This window comes from Gilliamella sp. B2887, from assembly GCF_026537015.1.
Taxonomy (GTDB): Bacteria; Pseudomonadota; Gammaproteobacteria; order Enterobacterales; family Orbaceae; genus Gilliamella.
Genome location: NZ_JAFNMX010000003.1, coordinates 119,521 through 138,652, shown reverse-complemented (window position 1 = coordinate 138,652; position 19,132 = coordinate 119,521). Strand labels below are relative to the sequence as shown.

Sequence of the window (19,132 nt, the reverse complement as noted above, 5' to 3'; positions counted from 1 at the left end):
CAAATAAAGTCTGTTCATACAATATCAAAATTTTACCTGCATTAATAGATACCCACATTTTCATGGAGTAATGAACGCAGATATAATGGATGCAATACATGAAGCACTTAATACAATGAGCCATTTCTTAGTACAACATGGTATTGGTGCGTTTTTAGCTACGACTGTTACAGAAAGTCAATCAGAGTCATGATTGGGCATACTAATGCAGACTATCAAACAACAAAAGCGGAACTACTTGCTGGTGCCAGTGGGGTTGTGCACTGTTATAACGGCATGTCAGGATTGCATCATCGTAATCCAGTTGTAGTTGGTGTAGCACTAACAATTGATAATTGCCAAACTCAAATTATCATAGATGGTCATCATGTACATCCTGCCGCAGTTAATATCTCTTATAAATGTTGTGGCAAAAACTTACTATTAATTAGCAATGCAATGAGAGCAACAGGGATGTCTGATGGTAATTATTAATTAGGCAAATTAAAAGTACATCTCCAAAATGATGTTGTACGTACAAAAGATGGAGGGCTAGCGGGAAGTACTTTAACAATAAATTGTGGAGTTAATAATCTTGCTAATTATGCGAAGATTTCATTTGAACAAGCATGGTAACATGGTAGTTCTTATCCAGCAAAAGCATTAGGCATAGATCATTACTTGGGTGATATTGCCATAGGAAAACAAGCTAATCTAGTACTTTTAAATGCGAATAATCAACTATTGGCAACTATAGTAAATGGCAAGATTGTTTATCGAATATCAGTAGATGTTAACGATATTTTGATTTAAAAATCCATAAAAATTTTTTCATCAAAGTAAGAATCAACGATGTTCTTTTCTTAGGAATAAAAATGTTTATCAAATCAATTTTCATCACTTTTATAGTATTATTAGAATGTATAAGTACTATTACTGATGCTGACTTAATCAAAATTATGTCATTTGATACTCATCATAGTGAAAAGCATGATGGAAGGATTAGCACGGCAAGCATTGCCAATATAATCATCACAGAAAGAGCTGATATTATTGTATTGTAAGAAGTTGATGATAAAACCAACGAACCAACAATGTTGATCAATTGGCTCAAATAGTAAAACTAGTTCACTTAAAGTATTATAAATTTAATGCATTTTTCGATTATGATGGTGGACAATATGGCATAGGAATTATGAGTCGTTACCCTATCATTGATTCATATAATATCTCTTTACCAAAAGGTTCAGAACCAAAGACTGCTTTGATGACAACAGTTAATATTAATGGAAAAAATCTCAATGTTATAGGAGTACATCTCTATCGCTCATTTGAAGAAAGGACATTACAACCCAAAGCCATTATTGACTATGTTCAGTCATCAACATTACCACTAATAGTGGCGGGCGATTTTAATACCACTCCAACCAACAGTTCACCGACTAAATACATGAATTCAAACATTGATCATAGTAAAGATAACACACTCATTCAATATTTGACTTCACATTGGAACCAATTAGAAAAAATGATAAATAAAATCTTATTTCCATCAAGAACTTTGTGGGATAAAGATGGAGAAAGACAAGTAGAAATCGATCATACCTTTATCAAAAATTTGGATATTAACAATGTAAAAGCACACTACCTAATTGAAAAAAATTGTAAGTGATCACCGACCACTTATAACAGAAATATTATGGTGATATTATCTCTTTAAAAGTGAATTAAGAGGTTTTTTATGAGGAAATTAAAAATAATATTAGCTTTGTCTTTTGTTTTATCTTTCTCTGTACAAGCAATAGAAACATTAGATAAGTATACCTTAGAACAAGTAATCGTATTTAGCCGACATGGTTTAAGAGCGCCACTTTCCAGTCCAACAAGTACACTTGGTAAAATTACACCAAATCAATGGCCACAATGGGATACACCTACAAGTTATTTAACTGCTCGAGGAGGGGTACTAGAAAGTTATTTTGGTCATTACTTTAGTGAATGGTTTATTGATAATAAACTTTTAACTGGAAATACCTGCCCAAGTGAACATGAAGTGTATATTTACACCAACAGTTTACAACGTACTATCGCTACCGGTCAGTACTTTACGGTTGGAGCTTTTCCAGGTTGTATTATCCCAATTATGCATAAGGAAAAATTAGGTACCATGGATCCCGTATTTTTTCCTGTAATTCGTGATGATAACCCTAAGTTTAAAAAAATGGCAATCATTTCAATCAACCAAACAGCTAATGAAAAAGGTATTGAAGGGTTAAATCAAAAACTGAATCAAACTTATCAAGATCTGTCTAACATCCTAAATTATACTCAATCAACTAATTGTTTGACCGATAAACAGTGTGATTTTACCAATTTACCAACTCAATTTATTATTGAAAAAGGTAAGGAGCCCGGCATAACTGGTCCACTTCGAATTGGGACATCAATCGCAGATGCCTTTATTTTACAGTACTATGAAGGCGCACCATTGCAAGATATTGCTTGGGGAAAGATCAAAAGCAATCAAAAATTTGAACAATTAGTTTCTATAAAAGAATATTACAATTCAGTTTTATTTGGCGCACCTATTATTGCTAAACAGGTTGCCGCAAATTTAATTAACTATATTAATCAAGCTTTCTCTGAAAATAATCATACTAAATTTACTCTTTTAGTCGGCCATGATTCTAATGTAGCATCATTATTATCAGCATTAAAAATTAAATCTTATAAACTGCCGGATCAATTTGAAAAAACGCCAATTGGTGGCAAAATAGTGTTCCAAAAATGGCGAGATAATTATAGTGGTAAAACATTGATGAAAATTGAATATTTTTATCAATCAACCGATCAAATCCGAAATCTAACTCAATTAAATCGTAATAATCCACCCCATAAAGTAACATTAGCAATGGAAAATTGTCCAATTGACACAATGGGTTTTTGTTCGTTTTCAATCTTTAAAAAATTCATAAGCAATATAAATTAATAATGTCTAAATCCGTTGATAATATATTCAAATTAAGTAAAATTGAATGTATTATCAACAATTATGTGACAACAATATTTTCGGATACAAAGGTTACTCACACAAAGCAATAGATAACTTTATCAATTATATTTTATAAATTACTTTTCAATATTACAAAATCATTCATGTTTAATTTTTTAATTAAACGCTCGCCAAAAGAATAAATATCTACCATACAATTATCACCAAGTGAATTAGTAGAGTTTACACTAATAATTTGACAATGCCATTAAATGCAGATTCAATCCCCACTTTAGAATCTTCAAAAACAATACACTTATCAGAAGGTAATCCGAGTAAATTTGCTTCTTGTAAATAACCATCAGGATCTGGCTTAGTATTAATCACCATTTCACAGGTAATAAAAACTTTTGGTTTAGCTACATTAAGAAGGCCAAAACGAGGATCAGCAACTTTTTTGAACCTGAGGTTACAATTCCCAAGGAATATTAAGTGAAAATAATTGGCGTAAGAAATAACTAGCGCCAGATATTTGTGGTTAATATCTTTCACATCTTGAGCCTCTAATTGTTCCATCCAACGATACTCTTACTTGATAAAACTTTCTTATTTATTAGGCAAGAATAATTTTATGTTATCGATAGCTTTACGACCATGAATAGTTTCTAATACATATGAATGATTAAGTTTATGACGATAAGCTAATACTAACCAGCAACGCTCAACTGCTGGTAATGAATTGACTAATATCCCATCTAAATCAAATACCCTTTGTTTGCGTACTACAATTTCCCAGCACTACCACAAATACGAATCTTATCTTTTACAATTTTTTTCATAGCTGATTTAGCCGATTGCATATAATGCCTTAGATCATTAGTATCGGGATAAATTTTAAATTCTTGTTTTAAAATGTCAGAATATGATGATCTAAATGTAACACAAATGGAAAATGATGAATTTACGCTGCATTTTTACAAATATTGATTAAATACTGCGTACCAGCATAGTGATAAGTGGCGGGTGTTGCTGCATCAATTACAACTTGAATCGTCTCAAGGTAGGTTGTGTATATTAAAAGCGGGCACAGCATATTGTTCTCGCTGAGCTTTTTAACTTCTCTTGATGTGGAAATAAGATACATAATTTATTCCTAATTAACCTTATGATTTATATATTTTTTAAATTTAACTTATTGAACATAATTACTCATGTTGAAAACCCTTTCTGTGATTCCATTGTATTTAACATATCCATCGTTATAGCACGTTTCAACATATCATCTATTGATTCATTTTAATGTAAACTTACTGCAAAACCAGATAACATGACATCATCACCTGAACCAACAGTATTAACTACGTTAATTCTAAGAATTGTGACTTGATAAAATTGGTTATAACAACAAGCAAACGCCTCTTTTTTACCTATCAAAATAATCATGAAAGGAATACCCTCTAACAAAGAATGACTAAGTGCTTTTGTTAATGTATTATTATTACTATCATCAATATCCATTTGAATAATTTGTTTTTATTCTTCTTTATTGAGTTTTATTCAATAGGGTTTATGTTTTGAAATGAGCGATGCATGAAACATTTTTTTAGAAAAACAAGCAAAACAAGAATCTGATATTTAGCAGCTTATTCAATTAAACTTACATAAAAATCGATGGAAAAACCCTGAAATAATGAACCTGAAATGGTCACAAGGTCTGATTTTTCAAGCAACGTTTGATAGTGTTTTAAAAAAGATTAGCTTCCTGTATATCGAATTCTGGACCCGATTCTAAAATTTCGTTTTGGTTTCCTACATATAAGATTGCAATACAGTTTCTTGATTTCTGCTTTGTAATATAACAATCATAATCAATGTTATCTTTACCTAATTGTATTTGGATATATTTGAAAATTTAATTTCTCTGGTAACATTAAGTCCTTTACCACTAGCCGTCTTTTTTACATTAGATACCCGATTAATATCATTAATGATAAATTTATTTAATGGGTATGATAAGTTCACCGATGGATTCATCGTAATTGTTAATATCATATTCTCACCTACAAATTAATATTGTTGGGAGGAACAACCATTTTAAATGATCAACTTTTTAGATAAGATTCATTTTAAGTAAGTATGCAAACAATACTTAAATAAATAAACTGAAATTCGTTATCTTTAAAAAATTTAGATCCATTAAGTCTACTTTAATCTGGTTTCCAATTATCAACAAAAATATTAAACAGCGATTAAGCTAACACCTTGTTTTCTAAATTCTTGCTTATATTTACTATCAACATTGATATCTGTAATAATAGTATTAAGCTTATTCAGTGGTAAAACTACATTGATGCCATTTCTTCCAAACTTAGATGAATCTAGTACTGCAATCACCTTTTTTGCGGTATTAGCCATCACACTGCTGATTGTGTACCCTTCATTAAAAGTTGTTATTCCTCTTTTTGCATCTATACCATCTGCACCAACAAATAAAATATCAGCAGAAATGCCCTCTAACGATTGCTCAGCAATTTTTCCATGAAAAGATCGGGTTTTATGCCTAAGTGTCCCACCACACATAAATATCATTATGTCGCTATTATCAGAGAGTATAAAAGCTGAGGTAAGACTATTTGTTATAACAGTAATATTTTTTAATTTAACCAGCTCTTCGGCTATCAACATGGTGGTACTACCACTATCTAAAATAATAGTATCGCCTTGTTTAACATGTTTGACTGCTTCAATTGCAATTCGTTTTTTATCTTCAATAAATCGTTGATACCGTTCTTCTAACTGCAACTCTTTAAAAGACTTTATATCGCTATGATTGATGATTTTTGTTGCGCCACCATGAAATCGTGTTAGCTCACCTTGTTTTTCTAATAATCGAAGATCTGTTCTAATTGTGACTTCTGAAACCTCATATTGTTCCGATAAGTCGCTTACTAATACCGTTGCTTGCATATTGAGAAGTTCAATTATCTGTTGACGTCTTTCACTTGCATTCATAATATTTCCTTTTTCGAAAATTATTAAGCAGTGTATAACAAACAAAATCAAAAGATAAGCTTTCATTTTTCATAGCTAATTTGAAACAAACTTTTAACTGCAATTTAATAAAATTTTACCCTTCATTGGTTGCCCATTTAAATTTATCACTTCCTGAATAAATGTATTAAAATCAGCAATCACCGCTATCAATTCATTAAGATTTATCTTACCTTCTACAAAAAACTGACTTACCAATAGCCACTCTTTACCAGGCCATGGTGCAGAATAATTCATCCAACTTCCTAAAATTTGTAACTCTTTTCGTAAAATAAGCCCGAATGTTTTTTCTGGTAAGGTAAAATCATCATGAACAGTACCAACTAAAACCACTTTAGATCTAGGACCTGCAATGTCAATGGCTAATCTAACCGTAATTGATGAACCAGCTGTTTCTAATACGATTTGCTCAAAACGTTGAGGAGATAAGGCTTGATAAATCTCATCAACACTAACATTTTTAGAGTTATAAATAGCATCAGCACCTAGTCGTTTTGCCAGATTCAGCCGTTCATCATTAATATCTAAAACAGCAATAAAGCTCGCCCCCATTGCCTTAGCACAAAGCATAGCAAGCAGTCCGATTGTTCCACCACCAACAATTACGACATGTTTATTTTGGCAGCCATCAGCTAATAGTAGAGCATGCATTCCTACAGTCATTGGTTCAAAAAAGGCTCCGTCAAGAAGATTTACTCCTTTGGGTAATTTAAATGCATTTTTTTTATTTAATACAATATATTCAGCAAAACCGCCTGTTATTCTTGATCCCACAAAGGTATAATTTTTACAAAGTGAATAATAATGCTTTTGACACTCATCACATTTAAAACATGGTAATAATGGTACACAAGAAATTAAATCCCCAACGTCAAATTCAGTTACACCATCGCCTATTTCAATAACCGTACCACTAAACTCATGTCCCAGCGTGATAGGATAAAAATGCGAACCATGATGGAATATTCTAGGAATATCTGATCCACATAATCCACTATAAGCAACTTTTACTAAAATTTGATCTGGATATGTAATTTTGGGCATGTCAATATCTTGTACAGATAGAGATCCCCCTTCATTGACAACAACCGCTTTCATTTTATTTTCCTTAATTAGTCATCACATTATTTTGAAATATGATTTTCACGGATACTTCGTGAAAGTCACAAAATTACAGATATTTATAGGGCTTATAGACTAATTTTTTATTTTATCTGTCTGCACTATTTGCTGTTCTTTTAAAAAGAATTCGTATTTTTTCGCTCGCTTCCAAGTTAAAAATAGACAAAAAAGGTAAAATAATCCAATAAAAGAAAAGCCAATAGGTTGTGTTAAGTTCACTAACTGAACCATCATATAAGTAATTGGAGAACCACCTTGATCCATTGCCCCAACACTAATACTATTATCATCAGTAATAATATCGGCATTGATTGCAAGTTGAGTTGTTAATGGGACCATTTGTGTGGCGATCCAAAGCGTGATAGCAATAATAATTGAACCTGAAATAATGATTCTAAACAAATTACCCTGATGAATCGCCACACCCATTGCAATAAAAAAGCCAATAGTGGCTAAATCACCAAATGGTAAAATTTCATTTCCTGGTAAAATAATGGCAATGAAAATACTTAGAGGAATAAAAATTAAGCTAGCAGAGACAACTGTTGAATGTCCTAACAGTAAGGCAGGATCTAAACCGATAAGAAATTCTTGTCCACCAAATTTTGATTGTAGGTGTTTGCGAGCTTGTTTGGATATTGGTGTTAAACCATCCATAATTGGCTTAATTACACGTGGCATTAATAACATTACTGCAGCAGTTTGAATAGCAAGTTGTAATGTTTCTTTCACGCCATATCCAGCTAAAAATCCTAATATAATGCCCATAAATAAGCCAACGGTTACGGGTTCACCAAACGCACCAAACCGTTTTTGCATATCAACAGCATTAAAATTAATCTTATTAATGCCCGGTATTTTTTCAATCGCAGCATCAATAAACACAGCAATTGGACCACAATAAGCTGATGTACCATGAGGAACAGCAATCCCTTCAAGTTCAAAAAACTCTTTAGTATCTTTAGAAAACCAATCACCCAATTTAAAGGCAATAATAGCATGAATAATAACACCTGTAATACCTAACCAATAAGAACTCGTTACGATATAAACTAATGCCCCAGAAAATGTCATATGCCATATATTCCAAATATCGACATTGACTACTCGTGTTAACTTTGCCAATAACATGACAATATTTACTGCGATAGCAATAGGTATCGCAACCAAGGCTATCTGTGAAGCCCAAGTCATCGGCGCAGTTCCTGGCCACCCCACATCAACAATATTCAAACTAATATCAAATTTTTCGGCCATTGCTTGAGCTGCAGGACCAACAGAACTTGTTAGTAAACTGACAACTAAACCAATACCAACAAATCCAATACCAATATGTATACCTGCTTTTAAGGCATCTCCCATTTTCATTCTTAACGCTAATGAAAATAGAATAATGACAATGGGTAACATCACTGACGGACCAAGATCCAAAATGTACTGCATAATTTCACTAAACATAGATTTATCCCTTTAATATCGCTAGTATTTTATCTTTTAGCTGATCTATTCCAATACCTGAAACAAAAGGCATGCCATGTATAATAGGAATGTTACCAAAAGTTTGATCCATTCTTGCTGTGGTACAAATTAAATCGACATCATCAATAAAAGTGTTAATTTCATTAATCCGACATTGAATAAGATCCAACTCAATATTATTTTCTTTACATAAATCTTTAATCTCTTCAGCAGCTAAAGTTGATGTTGCAACCGCACCACCACATGCAACAATAATCTTCTTTTTCATAATGCCTCCTAACTCACTTTTTAATTAAATATCACTTTACTAAAATGCTCTATAATTTCATTTTGTGGCGCTTTTAATAAGAAGTGATAGAATTCTTTATTCTGTAAATGTGAAAAAAGCGCTTTCAACAAATCAAGTTGAGCTTCGGGGGAAGTTACAACTAATGAAATAATAAGGGAAACATCAACTGTACCGTCATCATCAGCTCGATTGAAAGCTACTGGGCATTGTGTGCGAATAATAAAAATCGCAGGTGTATTAGCGTGTTGAGCCTCACAATGTGGAATAGCTACAGCATAACCATCAAGTGCAATACCTGTGGGAAATAAGGCTTCTCTTTCAATTAATGCTTTTAAATGGCTTTTTTTTACAATATTTTTCTGCTGTAAATGCTCGCTAATATACGTTAATGCTTCTCGCTCATTGTTAAATTTGAGCTTGTCTTCGAAAATAAGCTGACACTTGTTCATATTAAATCTCCATTGTTGTACTTCTATTAACTTTTTTAACTTTCGAAAACAAAATATTTAACGAAAGATTATTTTCTTTCGATTTAAAAAGCAAATAGACTTTTATATTTTTGTGATCGAAATCTATTTTTTAAATAAAGATCAAAACGCAAACTTGTAATTATTTTTGTTTATGAAGAAAAGTATGATCACGATCACAAAAAGAAGGTTTTTAAATTGAAAAAAATACTTAATATGCAAAAATGTTACCCGTAACAATTTGCATATTAAGGAGCCACTGTGACGAAAAATAACAAACAAGTTTTTATATTAATGGGTGTTTCTGGTAGTGGTAAATCCGCAGTTGCCAAGCAAGTTTCATATAATCTTGATGCAGCATTTCTTGATGGTGATTTTTTGCATCCTAAAGCAAATATTTTAAAAATGCGTAGTGGAACACCATTAAATGATGAAGATCGTTTTCCTTGGCTTGATTTGATTAGTAATGCGGCATTCGCTATGAGCAACATTAATAATATTTCAATTATCATCTGCTCAGCTTTGAAACGGAAATATAGGGACATTATCCGTGGTAAAAACGAAAATGTACACTTTATCTATTTAAAAGGTAGTTATGATGTAATTGCTGATCGTTTAGCAAAACGAAAGGACCATTATCAAAAAACAGGGATGTTACAATCGCAATTTGATACTCTTGAAGAACCCACTGTTGATGAAAAAGATGTGTATACCGTCAATATAGAACAATCTTTAGAAGGGGTTGTGCATGATACCCAACAGTTAATAAGCACAACATGCCAGCGCAAAAAATAGAATATAAAATAATAAATTATACAATAGGTTAATGTTAATTCAACTGTCAACAATGTAACACAGCGAATTATTGAACGCTCTAAAGCTTCTCGCACAGCCTATCTGCAAAAAATTGAAGATGCGATGATTAACAAAGTTACCCGCTCTAAATTGCCATGTAGTAATTTAGCACATGCTTTTGCAGCCTGCTATCTTGATGATAAGAATGATCTAAAAAATATTTTAAAAAGTAATATTGCTATTATTAGTTCTTCCAACGATATGCTTTCAGCCCATAAACCTTATGAGTTCTATCCAGAACAAATTCGCAAAGTCTTACATGAAGTTGGAGCAGTTGGCCAAATCGCAGGAGGGATACCAGCAATGTGCGATGGAGTAACTCAAGGTGAACCAGGAATGGAGCTATCATTAATAAGTTGAGATATCATTGCGATGTCGGTTGCTGTTAGTCTTGCACATAACATGTTTGACGGTGCGTTATACCTTGGCATATGCGATAAAATTGTACCGGGTTTATTAGTTGGGGCTCTAACCTATGGTCATCTACCCACAATTTTTGTACCAGCTGGACCTATGCCCTCTGGACTATCAAATAAAGAGAAAGTTCGTATACGTCAACTCTATTCTGAAGGAAAAGCCTCGCGTGAAGATTTATTAGAATCAGAAGCTGCATCTTATCATTCTAGTGGTACTTGTACTTTTTATGGAACGGCAAACAGTAACCAAATGGTGATAGAATTAATGGGATTACCCTTGCCGGGAGCTGCATTGGTCAACCCAGAAACGGCTTTACGTTTCGAGTTAACCAATGCAGCAGCGAGACAGATTACTCGGTTAACTTAACAATCAGCTTATTATAAGCCTATTGGAAAAATGGTTGATGAAAAAGTCATTGTCAATGGCTTAATTGCCTTACTTGCTACAGGCGGTTCAACTAACTTAACAATGCATATCGTCGCAATAGCTAAAGCTGCAGGCATAATTGTTAATTGGGACGATATTTCAGATCTTTCAACAGTAGTACCACTTTTATGTCGAATTTATCCAAATGGAGTGGCTAATATTAACTATTTTCAAGCTGCAGGTGGAACTTCAGTGTTAATTAGAGAATTACTTAAAGGTGGCTTATTACATGAAGATGTAGAAACGGTTATGGGTCGAGGATTGAGTCATTATATCAAAGAGCCAATATTAAAAAATGGAAAACTCATTTTCTGAGAAAGTCCAAATCAATCATTAGATGAAAATGTAATTGCATCAATAAAAAAACCTTTTAACTCACATGGTGGATTAAAAGTGATGTCAGGCAATATTGGTAGAGCAGTAATGAAAACTTCTGCTATTGCTTCTGAACATCAGGTCATTGAAGCTCCAGCCGTTGTTTTTAATAGTCAATATGAATTAGATGATGACTATAAAGCAGGCAACTTAGATAAAAGTTGTGTTGTAGTGGTTCGTTTTCAAGACCCTAAAGCAATCGGTATGCCTGAACTGCATAAATTAATAACACCTTTGGGAGTTTTACAAGATCGAAGGTATAAAATTGCCTTATTAACCGATGATAGATTATCAGGAGCATCAGGTAAAGTGCCAGCAGCAATACATGTAACACCAGAAGCCTATGATGGCGGTTTACTAAGTAAAATAAAAAATGGAGATATGATTAGAGTTAATGGACTAACTGGAGAAATAACATTATTAGTAGACGCAACAATCTAGCTAAACGTCAGCCTTATCGCTTTGACTTATCTAATTCACATCTCGGTTATGGGCGAGAACTATTTTCTATCATTCGTGAAAATTTAACTTCTGCTGAAGAAGGTGCAGTAAGTTTCTAAATGAGTTCTTCTGCCGCAAAATGCGGCAGAGATCAGTAAAAAATATACTGAAATGTATTCTTAACCTGAAACTTTTTGACAAAGATTATTAATAATAACGTTATAAATTATTTTTTGATAAAGTTATCAACCAATAAATTCATTACGTCGCCAATTTTTCCACTCAAAGAAGCTTTCATACTGTAAAGTGCCATCCCCATGACTTGCGAAGCATGAATTTCAGGGGGCATAACAAGTTCATCAGCACTCGTTTTAACGTCCAAAAGCGCTGGTCCATCATGAGTTAAAAATGATTGCATTGCTGCTTCAAGTAGATCTGAATCATCAACCCTTATTGAAAATAACCCCATCGATTCAGCTACTTTAGCAAAATCAGGATTCTGTAAATCAGTATAGTGATTAATTAATCCCTCTACTTTTTGTTCTAATTCTACAAAATTAAGTGAACTATTATTAAGTACGATAATTTTTATTGGTAATTTTTCTTGGATTGTCGTTAATAGATCGCCCAATAACATACTAATGCCACCGTCTCCGGATAAGGTGATCACTTGACGATTAGGAAACGCTTTTTGAACACCTAAAGCTTGCGGCATGGCATTTGCCATAGTACCATGTTTTAAACTAATGACGGTTCGTCTTTTACCATTAGTATTAAAGTGCCGACAAGCCCATACCATAGCCGAACCAACATCAGCGCAGAGCACGGCATCATCTGTTGCATATTTATCAATTAGTTCAGTTAAATATTGAGGATGGATAGTTGATTTGGAAGCCAATGCTTTCTTATTCAATTTACTCATGGCACTACTATATAATGCCTGGCATGTTTCTAAAAATTTAGTATCTTTTTTTTCGTTAACTAAAGGTAACAAAGCAGTTAAAGTTGGTTTACTACTACCAACAACACCAATACTTACTGGGTGACGTCGTCCTAAGTGAGTTGCATCAATATCGATTTGAATAATTTTGGCATGATTTGGATAAAATTGTGACCAAGCAAAATCAGTACCTAACATAATAAGAACATCACACTCTTTAATTGCCATAGTTCCTGATTTAACACCAAACATTCCTGTCATACCAACATTGTATGGATTATCATATTCAACAAAATCTTTACCTCTAGAGGTATGTACAATAGGCGATTTTATTTTTTCGGCAAATGCAATAAGCTCATTATGAGCATCATAGACACCTTGACCAGCAAAGATGGTCACTTTTTGATTTTTATTTATAATATCTGCGATTTCAGCTAATTCCTTATCTGATGGGCGTATTATTGGTTTAGGATGATAAATCTTATGACCACTTTTATCTTCTACTTTCTCTAAACTAATATTATAAGGAATTACCAATACAGCAACACCGCGTCGATTAATAGCAGCTTGAATAGCAGCAGTAGTAATTTCTCTGACTTGAGTTGCATCACTAATTTCCCGACAAAATACGGAACAATTTTTATAAACCGATTCAAAATCTACTTCTTGTGGAAAGTCGTTTCCTTGTTGTGAAGTAATTAATTGACTAGCTAATAAAATGACTGGAACTCTATTTCTTTGTGCTTCATAAATACCATTAATGAAATGTAAACTACCGGGTCCACAAGAACCAGCACAAGCCGTAATTTGATCAGTGAGATAAGCTTCTGCTCCGGCTGCAAAAGCTCCAACCTCTTCATGTCGAACGTGAACCCACTCAATATCACTTTTTTCAATAGCAGAAGTAATTTGATTTAATGTATCACCTACAATACCATAACAATGTTTAACACCAGCTTCACCCAAAATATCAACTATAATTTGCGCAACTGTTTTCTTTGATGTCATATTTTCTCCTAAAAAAGGGTTATTAGTTGAATAAGTTAACTTCGGTAAATTACACCAAAGTTTGGTTAATACGAATAGGTTATAAAAAATTAGCAAGAAATGTTAAAAATGTAATAAATGATCAATTATTGTTGAATAAATAGCAATAGAAAATATTCCCTATTACAATAAATCAAGGTATTATGTATAAAATAAAATCTACCTCATTGAGTTATTTTTGTGAAAAATTTGTCATCTGAGCATGGCTTAATGTCATTTATTACTGCTTTTTTGCCTGATTATTTAACCCAACATTACCCTCTAATTATTGTTTGTATATTGCTATGTATTGCCATTATCTTATTTTCAATTAGTAAGTTAAGAATGGATATAATTGCATTACTTACAATTACAGCAATCACCATGACGGGGGTGTTAACGCCTACTGAAGCACTCTCTGGATTTAGTGATCCCAATATTATCTTAATCGCACTACTTTTTGTTATTGGTGAAAGCTTGGTAAGAACGGGTATTTCATACAAGATGAGCGAATATATTCTTAAAATAGCCGGTCAAAATGATATTCGAATTATCACTTGCATCATGTTAGGCATCGCTTTACTTGGCTCAGTAATGAGCTCAACAGGGGTTGTCGCTATATTTATTCCTGTAGCTATTAGTATTGCTAATCATACTGGTATTCATATTAAAAAATTAATGATGCCTCTTTGTATTGCAGCATTAATTAGTGGCATGATGACATTAGTCGCTACCGCGCCTAATCTGGTAGTAAACAGTGAGCTAAGTCGTGCCACACTAGAAGAGTTCGGATTTTTCTCAATTACGCCAATTGGTATTGGTGTTTTAATTGTTGGCGTTATTTATTGTATATTAACACGCAATTGGTTGCTTACCGCAGAACAAGTTACACCAACAAATATTCAACCACAAAGAAGAAAAATAACTGATCTAATTCGAGACTATAAATTGATTGGTCGTGCTCACCGCGCACAGATATTAGCTGGTTCGCCTTTTGTAGGAAGAACTATTGATGGTTTACATTTACGCACTGAACATGGTGTAAATGTTATTGGTATTGAACGTTGGCGAAAATTTCATAAAGTATTAATACCAGTAAATGGTTCGACCGAATTTCGTGAAAATGATATTTTATTATTGGATATGTCGCATTCAGAAGCCGATTACCGAACATTTCTAACAACAAACAATCTTGAACCTAAAATTTTACGAGGTGAATATTTTTCTGAACAAGTTAAAGAAGTAGGTATGGCCGAAGTCGCACTACTACCGGAATCAACACTGTGTGGTAAAACACTCAATGAAATAGATTTCAGAGGAAAATATTTTCTAACAGTAATTGGTATTTGGCGAAATCATGCTCCAGTTGAAACTAATAACTTATTCCAAGAACGTTTAGAAATGAGTGATACATTATTGGTATGTGGAGATTGGGGATCAATTCAGAAACTGCAAACACGCACTAATGATTTTGTGGTCTTGGATTACCCTGCTGATATTGATGATATCGCACCTGCAAGTTCACAAGCTCCCGCAGCTTTAATAAATTTAACAATCATGATTCTATTAATGGTTACAGGTATTGTACCGAATGTAGTTGCTGCGCTCATTGCCTGTCTATTAATGGGAGCCACTCGTTGCATTGACATGTCTAATGCTTATAAATCCATTCATTGGCCAACATTAATTTTAATTATTGGGATGATGCCTTTCGCTGTAGCTTTAAATAAAACGGGAGGAATTTCGCTAATATCTGAATGGTTAGAAATTCACCTAAGATCTTTTGGTCCATATATGATATTAACTTTTATCTTTTTATTGTGCTCAACGGTAGGGTTATTTATTTCTAATACTGCAACTGCGATTTTAATTGCTCCAATTGCGATTGATTTAGCAATTAAATTTAACTACTCACCTTATCCTTTTGCTATGACAGTCGCCATTGCAACATCAGCGTCGTTTATTACACCTGTTTCTTCACCAGTTAAAACCATGGTAGTTGCACCAGGAGGATACAGTTTTAGTGATTTTGTTAAAGTTGGCATTCCTTTAACCTTTTTGGTAATGATTGTAGATATTGCTTTAGTACCTATATTTTTCCCTTTTTAAAAATGAATGGTATTTTGATCGCTTAAAACGAATGTTTTGATTTGGGATCTTGTATCAAGATGCAATGAAATTAACACAGAAAGTATTAGATTGCTAAAAAGAAGGTATGATCAATCGTAACATACCTTTATCATTTTACTCGTAATTTAATTCAACATAATGCTATACGAAAATAAGGTTTTTCTGTAACAAATAATAGCCCCTTTTTTTGTTTAAAGATTCTCAATGAAATTTCGATTATAATCATTATTTTTTATTATGGATATAAAACTTATGCAACAGACAATTAAACCGTTAAATATCATTTTTGCTGGTACGCCTGACTTTGCAGCCACTCATTTAAAAGCATTAATTGATTCTAATCATAATGTAGTTGCAGTTTTAACACAGCCTGATCGTCCTGCAGGTCGAGGCAACAAAGTAACAGCTAGTCCAGTTAAACAATTGGCATTAGAAAATGATCTTCCGATTTATCAACCTTCAACACTTAAAACACTAGAAAATCAAAAAATCATTACTGATCTAAATGCTGATATTATGGTTGTTGTAGCTTATGGATTGATTTTACCACAATTAGTATTAGATGCCCCAAAACTTGGGTGTTTAAATGTGCATGGTTCGTTATTACCAAGGTGGCGTGGAGCCGCTCCTATTCAACGCGCTTGTTGGGCCGGTGATACTTTAACAGGTATTACGATTATGCAAATGGATGCTGGGCTTGATACGGGTGATATGTTATATAAACTCACCTGTCCAATTGAACCTTATGATACCAGTGCAACGTTATATAACAAACTGGCGAAATTAGGTCCACAAGGACTACTTGATACATTAACACTGATTACCGATGGGAAAATTCAACCCAAAAAACAAAATCCATCAGAAGTTACTTACGCTGAAAAATTATCTAAACAAGAAGCTAAACTTGATTGGAATTTATCGGCACAGCAACTTGAACGATGCGTTCGTGCCTTTAATCCTTGGCCTGTTAGTTATTTTGAAATAAATGGCGAACCAGTAAAAGTATGGCAATCAGAAGTGATAACAATATCCCACAATCAACCAGTCGGTACTATTTTACAAGCAGACAAACAAGGGATATGCATTGCAACAAGCGACGGTGCATTGAATATGACACTTTTACAACCCGCAGGCAAAAAACCGATGTCAGCTCAAGATTTATTAAACTCTCGTAAAGCTTGGTTTGTTGTTGGTGAAAAACTAAATAACAATTAATTGATCAATGTAAAAAATTACAGGATGATCCATCCTGTAATTATTACCGTTTTTTAGCTAGCAAAGTCGCAAACCTCAATTTAATTCGATTACCATGTCTATCTGTTTTATGTAACTCCCCAACATTTTCGTTATATTTCAGTATTTTCCAATCCTGATAATAATCTCGCAATTCATTTTCTTTAAACGTAAATGAAAAACCAACAGAACAAGGATAATCAGAAGTCGACATGGCACTGACAATAAGATTATACCCTCCCGATTTAGTCAATTTTTGCATATTATCAATAATGTTAGGGATTTTTTCAGGTTGCAAAAACATCATGACAACAGTTGAAAGAATAAAATCATATTCGCCTTCTAAATTTGCTTGATTGATATCATATACCTTTGTACTAAGGCGCTTTAAATTTCCATCATTGATGATTTGGTGTAAATTACTAATACTCAATTCGGATTTATCAACGGCAGTCACATCAAATCCAATTAGCTGTAAATAGAGCGAATTACGTCCTGAACCACAACCTAAATCCAATACTTTTCCTAACGGAATAATTTTGCTTGCCGCTAGTACTTCAGAATGTGTTTTAGTCATTTGATACTTTTTAAAAGTATAGTCTTCTGGTAAACAATAAAATGATAGTTGGCATTGCAAATCTTCAGATACCTGAGCGATGCGATACCATTGTTGAGGCAAAATAAAAGCAGGCTGATGGAAAACATCATAATGATGTTTCGATTGTATTTTTCCTTTTTCTGTTAATATTTCTAAATCTATACTGCCTACCAGGATATGAAGCTTAGCCCAAGTACCAACTTGCATATTATGTTTTTCATGAAATGATTGCGGTAATGATTTAGCATACCAAACAGATGATATTTTATAACAAATTAGGTTTTTCAAAATTTCATCGCGAGTTAAATAAACCAATAGTTGACTATTATAATCAACTATTGATGATATAAACAACATTTTGCTGGTCACTCAGTCACCAAAACAAAATCATTAAAACTAAATTTATTGTGGCGAAGTTTACTTTATCAACATATAATCATCACCATCCTAAACTATATAGCTAAAATATTAGAGGAAAAATTTATGGGATTTTTAGTAGGTAAGCGCATACTTGTTACCGGTGTTGCTAGTAATCGTTCTATTGCTTATGGTATTGCAAAAGCTATGCATCGTGAAGGTGCTGAATTAGCTTTCACTTATCAAAATGATAAATTGAAAACTCGTGTTGAAGAGTTTGCTGCGGATTTTGCTTCTAAAATCGTGTTACCATGTGATGTAGCACATGATGAAAGCATTACTGAGCTTTTTACTGAACTAGAAAAAACATGGGACAAATTTGATGGATTTGTACATGCAATCGCTTTCGCTCCAGGTGACCAATTAGATGGTGATTATGTTAATGCGGTTACACGCCAAGGCTTTACTATCGCTCATGATATTAGTTCATACAGCTTTGTGGCTATGGCTAAAGCATGTCGTCCAATGTTAAATCCAAATTCAGCATTAGTGACACTTTCGTACCTAGGGGCTGAACGTGCAATTCCTAACTACAACGTAATGGGATTAGCTAAAGCATCGCTTGAAGCAAATGTTCGTTATATGGCAAACGCCATGGGACCAGAAGGAGTACGTGTTAACGCAATTTCAGCTGGTCCAATTCGTACACTTGCCGCATCAGGCATTAAAGACTTCAAAAAAATGTTATCGCACTGCGAATCTGTTACTCCTATCCGCCGTACGGTTACAATAGAAGATGTTGGTAATTCAGCAGCCTTTTTATGTTCAGACCTTGCATCAGGTATTACTGGCGAAGTTGTACACGTCGATGGTGGATTTAGTATCGCTGCAATGAATGAGTTAGAACTCAAATAATTCCCAATATCATTATTCTCCCGTAAAGTTACGGGAGAAT

18 protein-coding genes and 2 pseudogenes are annotated in these 19,132 nt (G+C 33.4%); 10 read left to right on the top strand and 10 right to left on the bottom strand.

The genetic code is table 11. From position 1 onward, the window contains the following. Positions 1 to 70: 70 nt before the first annotated feature. The 5 genes from J3U13_RS04055 (at position 71) to agp (ending at position 2,968) form a co-directional block, all read left to right on the top strand. Positions 71 to 193 (top strand): hypothetical protein, encoded by a 123-nt coding sequence (locus tag J3U13_RS04055; RefSeq protein ID WP_267340307.1) that lies wholly within the window; start codon positions 71 to 73, stop codon positions 191 to 193. Further along, positions 190 to 474 carry a hypothetical protein gene (locus J3U13_RS04050; RefSeq protein ID WP_267340306.1) on the top strand — a complete coding sequence of 95 codons (285 nt, stop codon included), beginning with the start codon at positions 190 to 192 and terminating at the stop codon, positions 472 to 474. Before J3U13_RS04055 ends, J3U13_RS04050 begins: the two co-directional genes overlap by 4 nt. 186 nt (positions 475 to 660) lie before the next feature. After that, positions 661 to 792, top strand: coding sequence for a hypothetical protein (locus J3U13_RS11475; protein ID WP_416380634.1), 132 nt, complete (start codon positions 661 to 663; stop codon positions 790 to 792). A 292-nt stretch (positions 793 to 1,084) separates the two neighbouring features. Then, a complete protein-coding gene (locus tag J3U13_RS04045; RefSeq protein ID WP_267340305.1) occupies positions 1,085 to 1,651 on the top strand; it encodes an endonuclease/exonuclease/phosphatase family protein in 567 nt (188 codons plus the stop codon). A 69-nt stretch (positions 1,652 to 1,720) separates the two neighbouring features. Continuing rightward, on the top strand, positions 1,721 to 2,968 hold the full coding sequence (gene agp, locus J3U13_RS04040) for a bifunctional glucose-1-phosphatase/inositol phosphatase (protein ID WP_267340304.1): 1,248 nt from the start codon (positions 1,721 to 1,723) through the stop codon (positions 2,966 to 2,968). Between the two features lie 246 nt (positions 2,969 to 3,214). On the opposite strand, the gene J3U13_RS04035 is transcribed toward agp, so the two are convergent. The 8 genes and pseudogenes from J3U13_RS04035 to gatA form a co-directional block, all read right to left on the bottom strand. Next, positions 3,215 to 3,547 carry an HAD-IA family hydrolase gene (locus J3U13_RS04035; RefSeq protein ID WP_267340303.1) on the bottom strand — a complete coding sequence of 111 codons (333 nt, stop codon included), beginning with the start codon at positions 3,545 to 3,547 and terminating at the stop codon, positions 3,215 to 3,217. A 388-nt stretch (positions 3,548 to 3,935) separates the two neighbouring features. Next, positions 3,936 to 4,115 (bottom strand): annotated as a pseudogene (gene kbaY, locus J3U13_RS04030) (tagatose-bisphosphate aldolase subunit KbaY); the annotation flags it as partial. Between the two features lie 152 nt (positions 4,116 to 4,267). After that, entirely contained in the window at positions 4,268 to 4,489 is a 222-nt protein-coding gene (locus tag J3U13_RS04025) for a hypothetical protein (protein WP_267340301.1), read from the bottom strand. 720 nt (positions 4,490 to 5,209) lie between these two features. Further along, the gene (locus J3U13_RS04020) at positions 5,210 to 5,983 is read right to left on the bottom strand and encodes a DeoR/GlpR family DNA-binding transcription regulator (RefSeq protein ID WP_267340300.1); all 774 of its coding nucleotides are present in this window, start codon (positions 5,981 to 5,983) and stop codon (positions 5,210 to 5,212) included. A gap of 93 nt (positions 5,984 to 6,076) precedes the next feature. Then, positions 6,077 to 7,120, bottom strand: a complete 1,044-nt coding sequence (locus J3U13_RS04015; RefSeq protein WP_267340299.1) for an alcohol dehydrogenase catalytic domain-containing protein — start codon at positions 7,118 to 7,120, stop codon at positions 6,077 to 6,079. Positions 7,121 to 7,219: 99 nt separating this feature from the next. Beyond that, positions 7,220 to 8,602 carry a PTS galactitol transporter subunit IIC gene (locus J3U13_RS04010; RefSeq protein WP_267340298.1) on the bottom strand — a complete coding sequence of 461 codons (1,383 nt, stop codon included), beginning with the start codon at positions 8,600 to 8,602 and terminating at the stop codon, positions 7,220 to 7,222. Between the two features lie 4 nt (positions 8,603 to 8,606). Next, the gene (gene gatB / locus J3U13_RS04005; RefSeq protein WP_267340297.1) at positions 8,607 to 8,891 is read right to left on the bottom strand and encodes a PTS galactitol transporter subunit IIB; all 285 of its coding nucleotides are present in this window, start codon (positions 8,889 to 8,891) and stop codon (positions 8,607 to 8,609) included. A 20-nt stretch (positions 8,892 to 8,911) separates the two neighbouring features. Then, positions 8,912 to 9,361, bottom strand: a complete 450-nt coding sequence (gatA, locus tag J3U13_RS04000; protein ID WP_267340296.1) for a PTS galactitol transporter subunit IIA — start codon at positions 9,359 to 9,361, stop codon at positions 8,912 to 8,914. 312 nt (positions 9,362 to 9,673) lie between these two features. Between gatA and J3U13_RS03995 the strand changes: the two genes are divergently transcribed. Both J3U13_RS03995 and edd read left to right on the top strand, forming a co-directional pair. Continuing rightward, the gene (locus tag J3U13_RS03995; protein WP_416380252.1) at positions 9,674 to 10,174 is read left to right on the top strand and encodes a gluconokinase, GntK/IdnK-type; all 501 of its coding nucleotides are present in this window, start codon (positions 9,674 to 9,676) and stop codon (positions 10,172 to 10,174) included. A 66-nt stretch (positions 10,175 to 10,240) separates the two neighbouring features. Next, positions 10,241 to 12,012 (top strand): annotated as a pseudogene (edd, locus tag J3U13_RS11470) (phosphogluconate dehydratase). A 107-nt stretch (positions 12,013 to 12,119) separates the two neighbouring features. Here the strand turns inward: edd and J3U13_RS03985 are convergent. After that, complete coding sequence (locus J3U13_RS03985) at positions 12,120 to 13,841, bottom strand: thiamine pyrophosphate-dependent enzyme (protein ID WP_267340294.1); 1,722 nt, start codon at positions 13,839 to 13,841, stop codon at positions 12,120 to 12,122. Positions 13,842 to 14,090: 249 nt separating this feature from the next. Between J3U13_RS03985 and J3U13_RS03980 the strand changes: the two genes are divergently transcribed. Then, entirely contained in the window at positions 14,091 to 15,968 is a 1,878-nt protein-coding gene (locus tag J3U13_RS03980) for an SLC13 family permease (RefSeq protein WP_267365734.1), read from the top strand. 273 nt (positions 15,969 to 16,241) lie between these two features. Then, a complete protein-coding gene (fmt, locus tag J3U13_RS03975) occupies positions 16,242 to 17,204 on the top strand; it encodes a methionyl-tRNA formyltransferase (RefSeq protein WP_267340290.1) in 963 nt (320 codons plus the stop codon). A gap of 43 nt (positions 17,205 to 17,247) precedes the next feature. On the opposite strand, the gene tehB is transcribed toward fmt, so the two are convergent. Beyond that, the gene (gene tehB, locus J3U13_RS03970) at positions 17,248 to 18,177 is read right to left on the bottom strand and encodes an SAM-dependent methyltransferase TehB (RefSeq protein ID WP_416380570.1); all 930 of its coding nucleotides are present in this window, start codon (positions 18,175 to 18,177) and stop codon (positions 17,248 to 17,250) included. Positions 18,178 to 18,303: 126 nt separating this feature from the next. On the opposite strand from tehB, the gene fabI reads away from it, so the two are divergent. After that, complete coding sequence (fabI, locus tag J3U13_RS03965; protein ID WP_267340288.1) at positions 18,304 to 19,092, top strand: enoyl-ACP reductase FabI; 789 nt, start codon at positions 18,304 to 18,306, stop codon at positions 19,090 to 19,092. Positions 19,093 to 19,132 lie beyond the last annotated feature (40 nt).

Excerpts from the sequence above, each read along its gene's own strand:
- agp (WP_267340304.1), top strand. The coding sequence starts at position 1,721 with ATGAGGAAATTAAAAATAATATTAGCTTTGTCTTTTGTTTTATCTTTC.
- fabI (WP_267340288.1), top strand. The coding sequence starts at position 18,304 with ATGGGATTTTTAGTAGGTAAGCGCATACTTGTTACCGGTGTTGCTAGT.
- tehB (WP_416380570.1), bottom strand. The coding sequence starts at position 18,177 with ATGTTGTTTATATCATCAATAGTTGATTATAATAGTCAACTATTGGTT.
- gatB (WP_267340297.1), bottom strand. The coding sequence starts at position 8,891 with ATGAAAAAGAAGATTATTGTTGCATGTGGTGGTGCGGTTGCAACATCA.
- J3U13_RS04055 (WP_267340307.1), top strand. The coding sequence starts at position 71 with ATGAACGCAGATATAATGGATGCAATACATGAAGCACTTAATACAATG.
- J3U13_RS04025 (WP_267340301.1), bottom strand. The coding sequence starts at position 4,489 with ATGGATATTGATGATAGTAATAATAATACATTAACAAAAGCACTTAGT.
- fmt (WP_267340290.1), top strand. The coding sequence starts at position 16,242 with ATGCAACAGACAATTAAACCGTTAAATATCATTTTTGCTGGTACGCCT.
- J3U13_RS04010 (WP_267340298.1), bottom strand. The coding sequence starts at position 8,602 with ATGTTTAGTGAAATTATGCAGTACATTTTGGATCTTGGTCCGTCAGTG.
- J3U13_RS04035 (WP_267340303.1), bottom strand. The coding sequence starts at position 3,547 with ATGGAACAATTAGAGGCTCAAGATGTGAAAGATATTAACCACAAATAT.
- J3U13_RS03985 (WP_267340294.1), bottom strand. The coding sequence starts at position 13,841 with ATGACATCAAAGAAAACAGTTGCGCAAATTATAGTTGATATTTTGGGT.
- J3U13_RS04015 (WP_267340299.1), bottom strand. The coding sequence starts at position 7,120 with ATGAAAGCGGTTGTTGTCAATGAAGGGGGATCTCTATCTGTACAAGAT.
- J3U13_RS04020 (WP_267340300.1), bottom strand. The coding sequence starts at position 5,983 with ATGAATGCAAGTGAAAGACGTCAACAGATAATTGAACTTCTCAATATG.
- J3U13_RS03995 (WP_416380252.1), top strand. The coding sequence starts at position 9,674 with ATGGGTGTTTCTGGTAGTGGTAAATCCGCAGTTGCCAAGCAAGTTTCA.
- J3U13_RS03980 (WP_267365734.1), top strand. The coding sequence starts at position 14,091 with ATGTCATTTATTACTGCTTTTTTGCCTGATTATTTAACCCAACATTAC.
- J3U13_RS04050 (WP_267340306.1), top strand. The coding sequence starts at position 190 with ATGATTGGGCATACTAATGCAGACTATCAAACAACAAAAGCGGAACTA.
- gatA (WP_267340296.1), bottom strand. The coding sequence starts at position 9,361 with ATGAACAAGTGTCAGCTTATTTTCGAAGACAAGCTCAAATTTAACAAT.